7 protein-coding genes are annotated in these 15,846 nt (G+C 64.1%); 5 read left to right on the forward strand and 2 right to left on the reverse strand.

Annotation, left to right across the window (positions count from 1 at the left end):
* Positions 1–160: 160 nt before the first annotated feature.
* The 5 genes from LB555_RS09610 (at position 161) to LB555_RS09630 (ending at position 14,842) form a co-directional block, all read left to right on the forward strand.
* Positions 161–12,550 carry a hypothetical protein gene (locus tag LB555_RS09610; protein WP_224682775.1) on the forward strand — a complete coding sequence of 4,130 codons (12,390 nt, stop codon included), beginning with the start codon at positions 161–163 and terminating at the stop codon, positions 12,548–12,550.
* Positions 12,551–12,754: 204 nt separating this feature from the next.
* Positions 12,755–13,267 carry a phage tail protein gene (locus tag LB555_RS09615; protein ID WP_224682776.1) on the forward strand — a complete coding sequence of 171 codons (513 nt, stop codon included), beginning with the start codon at positions 12,755–12,757 and terminating at the stop codon, positions 13,265–13,267.
* A 12-nt stretch (positions 13,268–13,279) separates the two neighbouring features.
* Positions 13,280–13,783, forward strand: a complete 504-nt coding sequence (locus tag LB555_RS09620) for a phage tail protein (RefSeq protein WP_015314843.1) — start codon at positions 13,280–13,282, stop codon at positions 13,781–13,783.
* A gap of 11 nt (positions 13,784–13,794) precedes the next feature.
* Entirely contained in the window at positions 13,795–14,322 is a 528-nt protein-coding gene (locus LB555_RS09625) for a phage tail protein (protein ID WP_015314844.1), read from the forward strand.
* A gap of 7 nt (positions 14,323–14,329) precedes the next feature.
* Positions 14,330–14,842: a GNAT family N-acetyltransferase gene (locus LB555_RS09630; RefSeq protein ID WP_015314845.1), complete on the forward strand. Its 513-nt coding sequence runs from the start codon at positions 14,330–14,332 to the stop codon at positions 14,840–14,842.
* Positions 14,843–14,845: 3 nt separating this feature from the next.
* On the opposite strand, the gene LB555_RS09635 is transcribed toward LB555_RS09630, so the two are convergent.
* Together LB555_RS09635 and LB555_RS09640 are read right to left on the reverse strand one after the other, a co-directional pair.
* Positions 14,846–15,430, reverse strand: coding sequence for a 2OG-Fe(II) oxygenase (locus LB555_RS09635; RefSeq protein ID WP_140618220.1), 585 nt, complete (start codon positions 15,428–15,430; stop codon positions 14,846–14,848).
* A gap of 12 nt (positions 15,431–15,442) precedes the next feature.
* Positions 15,443–15,718, reverse strand: coding sequence for a DUF6916 family protein (locus LB555_RS09640; RefSeq protein ID WP_015314847.1), 276 nt, complete (start codon positions 15,716–15,718; stop codon positions 15,443–15,445).
* Positions 15,719–15,846: the final 128 nt, after the last annotated feature.

Here is a 15,846-nt window from a genome sequence, read left to right on the forward strand (position 1 = left end):
CCACAACAGCAGTTTGATCATTGGGGACTCGCTATACAATAGATTTCCATTAAACATCGGCACGCGGGACGTGTAGTCCCAGAAGGACTCGCCAGGGATGGGAACTACCGAGAAGTCTCGGCAAGTTGGTGAGATGGCGGCGCGTGGGGAGGGGTTCCACATGCTCGCCGGTTATCGCCGTTCGAGCATAGCAAGGCAGCTCTGGAAGACGACGGCGCTTACGTCGCTGGCGCTGGCGCTCTCGGGCGTGGCCGCCTATGGCGACGATGCCGGGCTCTGGCAGCCGCAGGTCCGGGCCATCATCGGCGCCGACAACAATGGCGGCAACGCCGCGCTCGAAGGCTTCATCCCGATCAAGCAGAGCGCCGAATCGGTGCTGTTCCTGGATGTGCGAGCCAAGCACGATTTCAAGGACGCCTTCGGCCAGGATATCGGCCTCGGCATCCGCCGCATCGTCAACCCGGACCTGATGCTCGGCGGCTATGCCTATTTCAATGCCGAGAGTTACGGCGGCACCCAGTTCACCGGGGGCACGCTGGGCGTCGAGGCGATCACGCCGAATTTCGACGCGCATGTGAACGTCTTCGTGCCGATCAAGGGCGACTCGACCGACCACTCGACCAGCTCGACCCTGTCGATGGTCTCCAACCAGCTCATCGAGCAGATCTCGGTGCTCGACCATCGCGACTACGCGGCCTGGGGCATCGAGGGCGAGGTTGGGGCGAAGGTGCCGTTCGACCTGCCCGACAGGCATTCGCTGCGGCTGGACATTGGCGGCTACCATTTCGAGGATCCGCACGGTGATGACGGCAGCGTCACCGGCGCCAAGGCTGGCATCGAATATGAGATCGGCGATGTCTTCGGCACCGGAACGTCGCTGACCTTCACCGGCGAGGTGCGCAACGACAATCGCGACGACACCCAGTTCGCCGGCAGCGTGCGGCTGAACATCCCGTTCAATCCCGGCGGCGGCTCGGACAGCACCGCGGCCATCGGGGCGGATCCGGTCTATCCGGTCAGCGAAGGCTTGCGCAAGCGCGTCAACGAGCGGGTGCGCGGCGATATCGGCGTCCGCATCCAGAGCCAGGACAAGACCGGCGGCACGACGACCCGCGTCGCCATCAACGCCGCCACCAATGCCGCGTTCGGAAAGTTCTATTTCGCCGATGGCGGCCTGGCCGGCGCCGGCACGCAGGCCGACCCGACGACATTGGACGATGCCGTCACCAAGGCCGGCAACGGCGGCTTCGTCGTGGCGCTCGGCGGCAATGGCAACCTGACCACCGCGGGCGTGACGCTGGCCGCCGGCCAGACGGTCATCGGCGGCGGCGAAAGCGTCACCGCGAAGCTTTTCGGCGGCGGCACCGCCACCTTCAACCTCGGCGGCAGCGACGGCACGATCCAGGGCACCAACGTCGCCAACCCCGTCATCACGCTGGGCAATGGCAACACGCTGAACGGCATCACCATCACCGGCGGCGGCGGCGGCATTTTCGGCAACAACGCCACCGGCACGACGCTGACCAACGTGACGGTAACGAGCACCGGCGGCAATGGCGCCGAGTTCACCGGCAATTCGACCAATGTCAGCGCGTCCAATTTCACCGCCACCGGCAACGGCCTCGACGGCCTGCATATCGAAGGCGACGGCACCTACAATTTCACCGGCACGACGCTGCTGTCGGGCAACCAGGACGACGGCCTCGATATTACGGGCAAGGGCACCTACAGCTTCGCCATCCTCAATGCTCAGGATAACCAGGATGCCGGCATAACGGTGAAGGGCACCGCCGTCGGCGGCAGCTTCACCACCACCGGCGGCCAGGTGACGGGCAACAAGGCCCTGGGCGACGACGGCGTCGGCATCTTCATCGACCCGATCACCGCGCATGTGGTGCTGGATTCAATCTCGCAGACCGGCGGCACATCGGGCGTGGTGCTTGACCATGTCTCGGGCAGCTTCACGGTCAACGGCGCCACCACGATCTCCAACACGACGGGACCGGCGATCGCCATTTCCGATTCGCCGGCAACGATCCGCTTCGGCGACATCAACATCACGGCGCCGGGCGGCGACGGCATGTCGTTCAGCGGCGTCAACGCGGCGGTTGTGGCCGGCAACATCGTCATCTCCGGGCTCGGTCTCGGCCATGCCGGCCTCGACTTCTCCGGCAGCCAGACGACCTTCACGGCGCTCTCGGCCAACATCAGCGGATCGGGCGCCGGCTCGATCGGCATCGATCTCGCCGACACGACCGGCGGCGCTTCGATCATCATCACCAATGGCGGCACCATTTCGGGCGTCGACACGGGCGTGCGCCTGGGCATCGCCGGCTCGCTGGCCCACTCGGCCAATGCCCAATTCAGCTTCGGCGGCGGCTCGATCGCGGGCGTCACCGCCTCGCTCGACGCGCGTGGGCTGAACCAGACGCTCGGCCTCTATGCCTTCGGCTCGACGACGTTCAGCGGCCCGCAGCTGTTCGACGTCCAGAACGTGATCTTCGTCGGCGCGGCAGCCTCGGGTGCCGGCGACGGCTCCTCGCTTGCGGACCTGGCGTCGATCGGCACCGCCGACGGCATTACCGACGCCAACGCGATCTTCGTGCTGGTCAACGACGTCGGCAACACGCCGATCAATGCGTCGGGCGGCTTCTCGCTCAGCGACGACCAGACGCTGGCGTCCTTCGGCAATGGCCGCTCCTTCTCGCTCGGCGGCGTGCCGATCAACGTCACCGGGACCAACATCCAGCACGACCAGGTCGTTTCGGATCCCGGCACCGGGGCGGCGACGCTGACCAATTCGGGCGCCGGCGACGTCGTCACGCTGGGCAACGGCAACTCGCTGCTGGATTTCAACATTTCGGGCGGCAGCGGCGCGGCTATTGGTGGGACGGGCATTGCCGGTCTGACGGTCCAGGGTGTGTCGGTCGGCGGCGTTGCCACGGGCCTGTCGCTCGACAATTTCAGCGGTACCGGCACGTTCACCAATTTCGATATCGCCAGCGCCGGCGCGGGCGTCAGCATCACCGGCGGCACCACCGGGACCCTGACCTTTGACGCGGCGAGCTCGATCGCCGGCACGACAGGCGTGGCGTTCAACATCGATTCCTCGACGCCGAATCTCATCTATAACGGCACGATCAACCAGACCGCTGCCGCGAGCGCGGTCAAGATCAACGCCATGAACGGCGGCTTCGCCAGGTTCGCCGGCAAGATCACCGCCAGCACCGGCGCGGCCAACGCCATCGACCTGACCGGCAATGCCGGCGGCGCGATTGCTTTCGTCGGCGGTCTCGATCTGACAGCCGATGGCGGCTTTGCCTTCAGCGCCGTCAATGGCGGCAATCTGACGGTGTACGGGGCAAGCAATACCGTGGCGACCGGCCTGGGGCCGGACGAGAAGGGCATCCAAATCGCCGGCATGACGATCGGCCTGGCCGGAGTGAACTTCTCCAGCGTCACCGTGGACGGCTCGGGCGGCGGCGTTTCGACCGGCATCGCCATTTCCAACACCAGCGGCGGCAACGTCAACTTCGGTGGCGTCGACCTGTATCGCATCAGCGGCGTCGCCATCAGTCTCGACAATGTCGCCAGCGGCAGATACACCTTCCAGGGCACGACCAAGGTCGACACCGTGGTGGGTGGAGGCTCCGGCTTCCTGGTTCAGAACAGCGCCGCGACCGTCGGCGTCAGCAACCTCGTAACGACGAATATCGCCGGCGCCGATGCCAGCCTGACCAACAACATCGGCACGATCGACATTGGCGGCACCATCACCAATTCCGGCACGGGCGATGGCGTCGTCGTCTCCGGCGGCAGCGCGGCGATCACGATCGGCGCGACCATCAACAGCTCGGCGACAGCGCCCGGCACGGCCGTCAGGGTCGACGGCATCACCGGCGGCTCGGTCGCCTTCACCGGTCCGGTCACCTCAACCGGCGCGGGCAACCTGTTCGCCATCGGCTCGACCACCGCGCCGACGGGTGGCACGATCAGCTTCACCGACTCGGCGCTGACCGCCAGCGGCGGCGGTGGCGCGATCATCGCAGGCTTGGGCGCGGCCGCGACCTTCAACGCCACGTCCCCAATTTCGATCACCAACGCGGTCGGCAACGGCCTGTCGGTCTCCAATGTCGCCGGCAGCGCCACCTTCGGCGCGGTCACCGTGTCGGGTGCAACCGGCAATGGCATCGACATTTCAGGCAATTCCGGTTCGGTGACTTTCGGCACCACCAATGTGACGCTGGGCTCGGCGGCCAACACCGCCGGCATCAACTTCGGCGGCACCAACGCCGATGTCAGCTTCGGCACCACCAGTGTGACGATGGGCGCCGGCGCCAACCAGACGGCAATCGACTTCAGCGGCTCGTCGACGACGGCCGATTTCGGCGTGACCACCATCACCGGCACCGGCGAGGCCACCTCGCGCGGCATCGACCTGTCGTCGACGACGGGCAACAAGACCATCACCTTCCTGCGCGGCTCAAGCATCAGCGACGCCCATGTCGGCGTCGATTTGTCGTCCGGCCTCAGCACGCTGACTTCGGCCAACGCCAATTTCACCTTCGGCGACGGCACTTCATCCGACGGGCTGCAATCCTCGATCAGCGCCGCGCCCGGCGGCTACACCGTCAACACGGTCGGGCTCGACCCGACGCTCGGCAATTATGATTTCGACGACGTGTTCTTCACCGGCAGCGCCAATCTGCCCTCGGCGGTCGGCGCGGTGACGATGGTCTCGCAGTCGGGCGGCGTTATCGCCGTCGGCACGTACGGCCTCAGCCAGTCGGTGACCACGATTTCGCTTGCCGACGCCGATCTCATGACCGGCACGCAGACCTTCGCCTTCGTCGGCACCGTCGATCTCAGCGCAACGCCGTTCACGCTCGATTCCGGCCAGTCGATCACCGGCTTCGGCAACAGCAACGTCATCGCCGTGTCCGGCACCTTCCAGCAGGTGAACGTGCAGGGCAATCTCGGCGCCACCGGCGGCAACGTTACCGGCGACGAGGGCGTCGTCACCGGCACCGCGGACGCCATGCATCTGCTCGGCAGCAATCAGGTACGCAACACCGCCTTCGACTTCACTGGCGCCAGCGGCTCGGTCTTCCTGATCGACCAGAGTGCGGCCGGCTTCGACAACACCGGCGGCATCACGATCCAGGGCGTCACGGTCAGCAATGTCGCCGTTGGCCAGACGGCGTTCAAGGTCGACGGCCTCACCAGCAACGTCTCGATCATCGACAACAACATCAACGTCGCCGGGACGCTGCTCGACGCCGATGGCGGCGACGGCAACATCACGCTGACGCGCGGCAACCTGCCCAATGGCGGGCCGGCCGGCACGCTGACCGGCGGCGGCGTCTCGATCGTCAACCGCACCGGCGGCCTTGTCGATTTCACCGACAAGGCGACCATCGGCGGCAATGGCGTATCGCTGACCAACAACAGCGGCGCGGGAATCACCTTCGCCGATCTGGACGTTTCCACCAATGGAACGACGGCCTTCACCGCCACCGGCGGCGGCACGATCACGGTCGACGCGGGAACGATCAATGCCACGGGCGCGCAAGCGGCGTCGCTCGACAGCATCACGGCCGACATTCATTTCACGTCCACCAGCGCGACGTTCAGCGCCGGCAACGGCATCGACCTGCAGAACCTGGCCGGCACGGCCGCTTTCGGCACCGGCACGCTGACCAACACCGGTGCGGGCACGTCGTTCAATGTCGGCTCGGCGACCGCCGCCAGCGGCGGCACTGCTGATATCTCCTATGGCGGCACGATCGCCACCAACGGCAGCGGCGCCGCCGTCTCGATCCAGAGCATGACCGGTGGCTCGGTGGCGCTGTCGGGCAATTTGACCGACAGCAATGCGGCGGCCGGCGGCAACATTTTCGTTGCCGGCAACGATTCCATCACCATCACCTTCTCGGGTACGACCAAGCAGATCAGCTCGGGCGCCGCCGATGGTGTCAATCTCGGCCTCCCCGGCGGTTGGCCTTCGGGCACGCCGACCCCCAACACGAACTCCGCCATCAACTTCACCAATGGCGGCCTCGACATAACGACGACAACAGGCGCGGGCTTCATAGCCATCGGGGACTTCGGCTCCTCGACCTTCACCGTCACCGGCAGCGGCAACAAGATCAATTCCGGCGGCAACGGTCTCCTGGCGGTCGGCGCCGATGCCGGCGTCGGCGGTGTGACCTTCGACAGCATCTCGGCGGTATCCACGAGCGCCTTGGGCGGCGGCGCCGGCGTGTTCCTGTCAGGCATGAACCTGGCGGGCAATGTCAACATCGGCGGGCTGAAGGATACCGGCTATATCGGCGCCTCGCTGTCCGGCCTGTCCGGCCCCGGCGTGGTCAATTTCACCGGCACGAACGATCTCGACACCAGCCATGAAGGGTTCGAGATCAGCGGCCAGGTCGGCACCATAAACATCGCCAATGTCGCCGGATCCACCCTGACCATCGACGGCAGCGAGGTCGGCATTGCGTTTGCCGTCCTCCAGACCGGGACCGTCAATGTCGGCGGCAACGGCGGCGTCGCCAGCATCGGCGCGACGACAAGCACCACCGGGTCGGCCATAGCTCTCTCCGGCGGCAACGACCTTGTTAATGCGACGCTGAACTACAACGGTTCGATCAAGGTCGATACGGGCACGGTGCTGCAAGCCGCCGGCGGCGACTGGACCGAGTTGAACATGAGCGGTTCGGTCGTTTCGACCACGGACGCGGCGGCGGCGGGGACGGCGGCCTTCACCTTCACCGGCAACGCCAACGGCGCCTACAACATTTCAAGCACGATCAATCATGCCGGCAAGGGCATTGGCGTGCTGTTTGACGGATCGTCCAAGGGAACGGCCACCTTCTCCGGCACGTCCAAGATCTTCAACACCAGCAGCGGCGCCAACGGCGCCATCGTCAAGGCCCCCAGCATCGGCCCGGGCGAAGGCACGGGCACGCTCGCCTTCACCGGTGGCAACCTCAAGATCACCACCTCGAGCGGCGCCGGCTTCACCGCCAGCACCACCGGCCCGGGCACGGTCAGCGTCAGCGGCACCGGCAACACCATCACCACGACGACCGGCACCGCGCTCAGCCTGGACGGCGCGACGGTCGGCCCGGATGGCGTGACTTTCGACAGCGTCTCGGTCAACGGCGCGGCGACCGGCATTGCGCTGAACAATGTTTCCGGCGGCACCGTCAGCCTCGGCGCCGCGAATTTGCTGGGCATCACCTCGCATGGCGTCGATATCTCCGGCACGCTCGGCTCGACGCTGAATTTCACCAGCCTCAACATCGGGCTCGGCGCGGCGGACGCGATTGGCCTCGACCTCAACGGCGCCGCGCTCGGCGCCAGCACCATCACGGCCGGCGATTTCGACGTCGACGGCGGCAGCTTCGCCGGCACGATCGGCATCGACATGGCCGGCACGACCGGCACCGGCACGATCCAGCTCGGCGACACCGACACAACCGACAACCCCGGCGACCAGTTCTCGACCATCAAGAATGTCGCGCTGGGCGTCCAGTTCTCCAGCGCCACCAATGCCGGGCTGGTCTTCGGCGACGGAGCGGGTCCGGCGGCGTCGTCGATCGCGACCTTCGGCGGCGGCCAAGTCATTCACGCCACCGATACCTTGCCAACATCGGGCGACTACAATTTCAACGACGTCAATTTCTCCGGCGACACCTCCAACCTGTCGGCGATCAGCGTCTACTATGTCACCGCCGACGCCAGCGCTCTCGGCGACGGCAGCCTGCTCAATCCAGGCACCTATGCGAACGCCCAGAATTCCACGGCCAATGTCATCGTGCTGATCGACAAGAACGGCACCGGCAGCCAGGAGACGATCGACCTGGGCGGCACCTCGTTCCAACTCGACGACGGACAGGTGCTGCTAGCCTTCAAGAGCGGCGATGCGGCCGTCGATGTCTCGCAGCTTGGTGTCGACACCAGCAGCGGCGCCTCGGCGGCATTCCATTTCACCACGGTGCAGAATTCGCCGATCATCTCGGCGCCGGGCGGCATCGATACGCTGCGGCCGATCCTGCAGAGCAACACCGCCACCTCGGTGGTCAATTTCGCGACGACCGGCACCGGCGTCCTCACCGGCGGCATCGAGAACCTGATCATCCGCAACACCGGCAGCGGCACCGGCGTCTCGGGCAGCGTGGCGACCGCCTCCAGCTTCTTCCTCAGGAACAACGACATCGCCGCCGGCGGCAGGGCGCTCGACTTTACCACCAGCGGCGCGCCGGCTGCCGACAGGCTCCTGCTTTCGATCGACGGCAACACGCTGCAGTCGACAGGGACCGCGCTTGCCGCCAATTTCCTCGGCCAGAGCGTCAGCGCCATTCAGAATACGATCGCGATCCGGTCGTTCGCCAACAATACGGTCATCGGCGGCACCGGCGGCGGCATTGCTTTTAACGGTGCCACTTTCGACTCGACGGGCGGCGGCGGCACCGTCAGCGCGGGCACCCTCACCGTCGGCACAACTGGTGCGCGCGTGCAGGGCGACGGCCTCAACCTGCTCAACACCAGCGGCACGCTCGATCTTGGCACCTTCAGCATTGCCAACAATGGCGGCACGGGCCTGCTGGTCAACGAAAAGGGTGGCACGACCTTCACGTTGAACAGCTCGGGCGGCTCGGTCGACACCACGAACGGCACTGCCATCAATCTCGACCCGCTGACGGTCCACATGACGCTCGGCAGCGTCACCGCCACCGGCGGCGCCAGCGGCATCATCTTCGACGGTGTTGCCGGCACCTTCGCCGTCACCGGCGCCACCAGCATCACCGGCACGTCGGGCGCCGGCATCAGCGCCATCAATACCAATACCGGCACGTTCAACTTCAACACGGTAACGGTCAACAACACGACCGGCGGCGGCATCGGCTGGGCCAGCGGCACGCTCACCGTCACCGGCCTCGCTAACATCGACACCACCACCGGCGCCGGCATAGCCGCGACGGGCGGTACGATCAGTGTCGCCGGCTCGGGCAACACGATCACGACCGGGTCAGGAACCGCACTCGATCTCAGCGGTACGACCGTTGGTGCTGGCGGCGTGAATTTCTCCAGCGTCTCTGCCAATGGCGCCGCTACCGGCATCGCGCTGAACAACGTCTCCGGCGGCGCCATCGCACTTGGCACGGTCGACCTGCAGGGCATAACCTCGCGCGGCATCGATGTGTCCGGCACGCTTGGCGCGGCCCTGTCTTTCACTGATCTGGGCATCGGCCTGAACAGCGGCTCGGCCGTTGCCTTCGACCTGAATGGCGCGATCATCGACGCGGCGATCACCGCCAATGATTTCGACGTCACCAATGCCGCCGTGGGCGCGGGCTCCTCGATCGGCGTCGACCTGCGCGGCGCGACCGGCGGATCGACGGTACGCCTCGGTGACGCCGCGGTCGGCGGCGCATTTTCCAGCATCGCCGGTACCAACACCGGCATATTCCTGAACAGCACGACGAACCTTGCCTTCACCTATGGCGACGGCGAATCGACGACCGACAAGGGTTCGACCGTGAGCGCCAATGTCGGCATCGACGCCTCCAGCGCGCCAACGCTCGGCACCTATAACGTCCAGGACGTGAACTTCCAGGCCAGCCCGGGCCTCGGCTTCGGTATCGGCAAGATCTATTTCGTCGGCGCCACCGCGACCGGCGATGGCCTTGGCAAGGATCAAAGCAATCTGATGACGTTGGCCGCAGCGGAGTTCCAGGCCGGGCCAAACGACATCCTCGTTCTCGTCAACAATGGCGTCATCACAGCGGCGGGAGGCGACAACACGCTGCTGCTGCAGGCCGGCGAGCAGGTGCGCGGCTTCGGCGCCGGCAACATCAACCTGGCGCTGACCGTGCCGTCGACGATCCAGCTGGCCAGCAATAACGTCTCGATCGCCGATCAGACGTCCGGCGGCGCGGCGACGCTGACAAGCTCGGATGGCAGCAGCATCATCACGCTGGGCAGCGGCGGCAACATCATCGACGGCTTTACCATCAACGGTAGCGACGGCACAGGCGCCAATGCCGCGATCGGCATCAGCGGCGCGACATCGGGCGCCACGATCAGCAACATGACGATCAGGAACGTCACCGCCACCGATATCGACTTCGGCGCCGGCGCCACCGGCACGACGAAGCTGACCAATCTTTCCCTCTTCTCCACGGGCGTGGCCGGCACCGCCATCAAGTTTGGTGCTGCCTCCGGAACGGTCACCGCCACCAAAGTCGTCACGTCGGGCGGCGGCGGCCTGTCCGTGGTCGGCGGCGATGCTGCGTTCAGCTTCGACGACACGAGCTCGGTCTCCAGCGCCGCCGGCACCGCTGTCAGCATCACCAACCGCTCCGGCGGCAGCTTCGGCTTTGCCGGCACGGTCACGTCGAGCTTTGGAGCCAGGGCCATTTCCATTTCGGGCGCGACTGGAGCAGACACAGTAAGCTTCACCGGTGCCGTCAACCACAACAACGCCACCGGCGCCGCCGTCGCGATCAACAATGGCGGCCAGGCCTCGACCGTCAGCTTCGCCAACCTCACCATCACGACGGGCAGCGGCACCAACACCGCCTTCACCGCGACCAATGGCGGCACGGTCAATGTCACCACCGGCTCGATCAGCACGACGGCCGCCCAGGCGATCAACCTCAACGGCATCGCCGCCGGCATCAATTTCACCTCGACCACATCAGGCGGCGGCGCCAACAATGTCAGCCTGACGAACGTCACCGGCACGGTGAACCTGGGCACGGGCGCGCTGAGCGGTGCATCGGGCACGGCGTTCAACGTCAGTGGCGGCTCGGCCAATATCGACTACAATGGCTCCATCACGCACACCGCCAACGCCACCGCGATCGACGTCCAGAACCACACCGGCACCGGCGGCGGCGTCAGCACGATCTCATTCGACGGAACCGTGTCGTCGAGCGGCTCGAGCCACGGCATCAACCTGGTGAGCAATGGCGGCACCAACGGCACCAATATCAATTTCACCAACACGCTGACCATCAACACATCGAGCAGCGGCACCACCGGCTTCAACGCAACCGGCGGCGGCACGGTTATTGCCTCCAATACCAGCAACGTAATCACGTCGGGCGCGGGCACCGCGCTCAATGTCGCCAACACGACCATTGGCGGGGCGGGCCTGACCTTCCGCAGCATTTCGTCCAACGGCGCCGCCAATGGCATCGTGCTCAACAATACGGGGACCAGCGGCGGGCTGACGGTGACGGGCGATGGCCTCGGCGCGAACAACGGCTCCGGCGGCATCATCCAGAATTCGACAGGCGACGGCATCAGCCTGACCTCGACCCAGGACGTCCATCTCGCCTATATGAACCTCACCAACAATCTGGGCGACGGCATCGGCGGCTCGGGCATCAACGGCTTCGTGCTGAACCGGCTAAACATTTCCGGCAACGGCAACGATGCGGCGACCGACGAATCCGGCATAAACATCACGCAGCTGACCGGAACCGCCTCGAACGGCCCTCATGCGACCTCGATCAGCAATTCCGTGATCAGCAACAACAACGAGTTCGAGATTCAAATCTCGAATGCGTCGGGCACGCTGACCAACCTGCAGCTTATCAACAACACGATCTCGGCCAACGGTCTGGCCATCAATGGCAATGCCAGCTCGCAGCATGGCAATCTCGTCAATTTCCTTGGCACGGGAACGTCGACGATGGGGCTGACGGTCACGGGCGGCAGCTTCACCGGCAATATCCTATCGGACCCAACGCATCAGATTACGGGAACTGGCGTTTTCGGCAATTCGGGCGGCACCGCCATGACGGTGAATGTCTCCGGGGCGACGTTCACGAACAACAATGCCGGCGTCGACGTCTCTACCGATCCCGTAGCGACGTCGCTGACCTTCGATATTGAGAACAATACGTTCATCGGCCAGCGTTCGACCGCGATCAATCATTTCGACAATGGCAATGGGCCCTTCAACCGGACAGTGAACGGCAAGATAAGCGGCAACATCATTGGCAACAACGCGGTAACCAATTCTGGATCGCTTGTCGGGAACGGCATCAGCATCCAGAACGAAGGCGCTATAAACGGCAAGTATCTGATCACCAACAATCAGATTTATCAGATCGCGACGGCTCCCGGGATCAGCGTCAATGTCGGTCTCACTGGCCTAGGCACAGGCGGCGGTGAAACCGATGTCACCATCACCAACAATATTTTCGATCATATGAACGGCAGCCGTGCCATCACCATCCAGGACAACCAGGATCTTGGCTTCGGGCCATTCCCGACCATCTGGGCCAATCTGAGTGGCAATTCCTTCTCGAACGTAGCGGGCCAGGCCGGCAATGGCCAATTCGTGCGCATAAAGCAGACTGGTGGGACGGTGAAAGTTACACAGGGTACACCCACGGCCGCCTCCATCGCGACGGAACTGGATGACGCCAACGGCATAAACGATCCGACGAAGTTCAGCATTTCTGGAACGGTGACATTCTCGGCGGCCGGACTGCCGCCGCTGCCGTCGACCAACCCTCTGCCGTGAGCGTAACGTTGTGTTCCTGTGAATTCGCGCTATGGCAGGGCAGTCTAAAAACCGGCTTGCAAAGCGGTGAAAACAACTGTTCAATGCGGGCTACAATATTTGTTTTCTGATTAGCAGACAAGTTTAAGTACCGGAGCGTAACCTGTGGGGAAGTATTCCTGCAGGGCGAGTGATTGCAATCTGGGATAACAGCGGGAGGGGACTTTGGCAGAACCATTTCTGTCTGAAATCAGAATCATGTCTTTCGTCTTTGCGCCTAAAGGTTGGGCGCTATGCAATGGGCAACTCCTGCCCATCAACCAGAACCAAGGGCTATTCTCGCTACTGGGCACGACATTCGGCGGCGATGGGCGTGTGAATTTCGCCTTGCCCGATTATCGCGGATGCGTCCCGATCCATGTCGGCAGCACTCATACGCTTGGCGAGCGCGGCGGCGAACAGGCTCATACACTTTCGATCGCGGAAATCCCGACCCACCTGCACGTCGCCAACGCGTCTGGTTCACAGGGCAACTCAACCAATCCGAATTTTGGCGGCACGGGCAATGTCCTGGCGCAGGATCCGGGAAATATCTACGGCCCCGCGGCCAACCTGGCCGCCTTGAACGCTGGAAGCGTCAGCAGCGTCGGCGGCGGCCAGGCGCATCTGAACATGCAGCCCTTCCTGACATTGAGCTTCTGCATCGCCCTGCAGGGCATTTTCCCGTCGTCGAATTGAGGGAGCGCGATCATGGCACAACCTTACATCGGTGAAATCAGAATGTTTGCCGGCAATTTCGCACCGGCGGGCTGGATGCTCTGCGAGGGACAGCTTCTGCCGATCTCGGAGAACGAAACGCTGTTCCAGCTGATCGGTACCACCTATGGCGGCGATGGCGAGAGCACGTTCGCCTTGCCCGATGCGCGTGGCCGACTCCCAATTCATCAGGGCAATGGCTTTGTCCTCGCCGAGACTGGCGGCGCCGAAGAGATTACCCTGACGATCTCCCAGATCCCCGCGCACACACACGCTTTTCTCGGAAATGCCGGCAACGGATCGCAAGCAGCACCACAAAACAATGTGCTTGCAAGCTCGACCTTAGTGAGGCTCTACGCGTCGGAGACGGCAGACGCCAACATGGCAGCACCGGCTATTTCGTCAGTGGGCGGCAGCCAGCCCCACAGCAACTTCCAGCCCTATCTCTGCATCAACTTCATCATCTCACTGTTCGGCATTTTTCCATCACCTACCTGAGAGGGACCGTCATGGCCGACCCGTTCGTTGCCGAAATCCGCATCTTTCCGTTCAATTTTGCCCCAAAGGGCTGGGCCTGGTGCGATGGACAGTTGCTGCCGCTGTCGCAGAACACGGCGCTGTTCTCGCTGCTTGGCACCACCTATGGCGGCGATGGCAGATCCAATTTCGCCTTGCCCGATTTGCAGGGCAGCGCGCCGATGCACCCCGGCCAGGGGCCAGGCCTGTCGTTGCATGACCTTGGCGAGAGCGGCGGATCGGAGACGATCACTCTGCTCCAGTCCGAGATTCCCTCGCACAACCATACGATGCGAGGCACGGTCGAAGATGGCACACAAGGGACACTGACGCCCAACATCACGTTGGCGACCTCCATAGGCGGAGCCGCGTTCCAGACGACAACCAACGCCGGTCTGGTCCCTTTGAACAGCAACGCACTGGCGCCGGCCGGCGCCAGTCAGCCGCACAACAACATGCAGCCCTATCTCACCTGCTACTTCAACATCGCGCTGCAGGGCGTGTTCCCTCCACGTCCCTGACGTGTCGATGAATCCTGTTAGCAAACCGGCCGGCTGGGTACGCGCGGCCGGCCTTGGCCTAATATTTCGCCCTATGACGGAAATCGATCTGCCGTTCCTGGCGCGGGTTTATGCCTCGACCCGTGCCGAGGAACTGACCCTCACCTCGTGGAACGAGGCGCAGAAGGCGGCGTTTCTGGACATGCAGTTCCAGGCGCAGCACGCGCACTACCAAAAATATTATCCCAACGCCGACTGGCTGGTGATGATGTATGAAGGCAGCGACATCGGCCGCCTCTATATCGAACGCTGGCCAAGCGAGCATCGCATCATCGACATCACCTTCCTGCCCGCCTTTCGCGGCAAAGGGTTCGGCAAGGCGCTGCTCGCCGACCTGATCGACGAGGCGGGCGCCGTCGGCAAGGCGGTGTCGATCCATGTAGAAAAGCACAACCCGGCCATGCGGCTCTATCTGCGGCTGGGCTTCACGGTCGCCGAGGACAAGGGCGTCTACGACCTGATGTTGCGACCGCCGTCGTAGCGGTTACGATGATGTGCCACGATACCACGACACGATGCTGAACCGCTCACCGCGCGTGACCGGGGTGACTTCGTGTGTCGTTTCCGAACGAAACGCGATCAGCGAGCCCGGCAATGCCTGCATGGCGATGCGCAGGTCCGGACCGCTATAGGGCCCGTGCAGGACCAGCGAGCCGCCCGCGTAGTTGTCCGGCAAAGGATCGTCGGATTGCCTATTGAGAAAGATCACCGCCGAGATTTTTCGGAAGCGCGATTCGTCATGAATGAGCGGCGTGTTGCCGTCCTGGTGCGGCACGAAGAAATCGCCCTCCTGGTAGTGCAGGAACTGGGGTTTCTCAAACGCGCCGAGTACGACGCCAAAGTGCCGTTCCAGGGCCGCCTTCTGTTCAGCCAGCAAGCCGCTTACCCGCGCCTCGGTGGCTGCTGAAACCTCGGCGCGCCTGCTCCGGCGCACCCGCGGCCATGCCGGCTTCTGGTCGGAACGGCCGAGCAGGCCTGCATCCCGGCCGGCGGCGCCGCGAATTTCGGCGCACAGAGCGTCGCATGCCGCTTTGTCCAGCGCTTCCGGGACAATGAGATAGTCGACCATTTCAAGCCGGGCTCAGTTGAACACGGCCTCATAGTGATAGCCCGACGCATCGACCGAAACCGGCACGATGAAAATGTCGTCGGCAATTGTGTCACCGGTGAAGTGATAGATGGCCTGCGGTAGCCTTACGTCGCCTGGTCCCTTGAACAGCAATGTGAAGCCGCCGCCGTCTCGCGGGCTGGCCTCGATGCGCCGGACCTGGGTCAGCTCGAGCGAAAACCGCCTTCCACCGGCCGACACCGTGAAAACCGACCCCGCCGCCCGCTCGAAATCCGCTGCCGAAACCATCTTGTCCGCCTCAACCTGTTTTGAAGTCCGCGGCAATGTCGCCACTTCGCGGCAAGCTGTCTAGAGCCATCGGCGACCTCTGCCGCATTGCGCTGCAAACCATGGTACTGCTTTTGCGGCAGTGAAGA

The sequence above is a fragment of the Mesorhizobium sp. BR-1-1-10 genome (assembly GCF_020165595.1).
Taxonomy (GTDB): domain Bacteria; phylum Pseudomonadota; class Alphaproteobacteria; order Rhizobiales; family Rhizobiaceae; genus Mesorhizobium; species Mesorhizobium australicum.

Excerpts from the sequence above, each read along its gene's own strand:
- LB555_RS09610 (WP_224682775.1), top strand. The coding sequence starts at position 161 with ATGCTCGCCGGTTATCGCCGTTCGAGCATAGCAAGGCAGCTCTGGAAG.
- LB555_RS09620 (WP_015314843.1), top strand. The coding sequence starts at position 13,280 with ATGGCACAACCTTACATCGGTGAAATCAGAATGTTTGCCGGCAATTTC.
- LB555_RS09625 (WP_015314844.1), top strand. The coding sequence starts at position 13,795 with ATGGCCGACCCGTTCGTTGCCGAAATCCGCATCTTTCCGTTCAATTTT.
- LB555_RS09630 (WP_015314845.1), top strand. The coding sequence starts at position 14,330 with ATGAATCCTGTTAGCAAACCGGCCGGCTGGGTACGCGCGGCCGGCCTT.
- LB555_RS09635 (WP_140618220.1), bottom strand. The coding sequence starts at position 15,430 with ATGGTCGACTATCTCATTGTCCCGGAAGCGCTGGACAAAGCGGCATGC.
- LB555_RS09640 (WP_015314847.1), bottom strand. The coding sequence starts at position 15,718 with ATGGTTTCGGCAGCGGATTTCGAGCGGGCGGCGGGGTCGGTTTTCACG.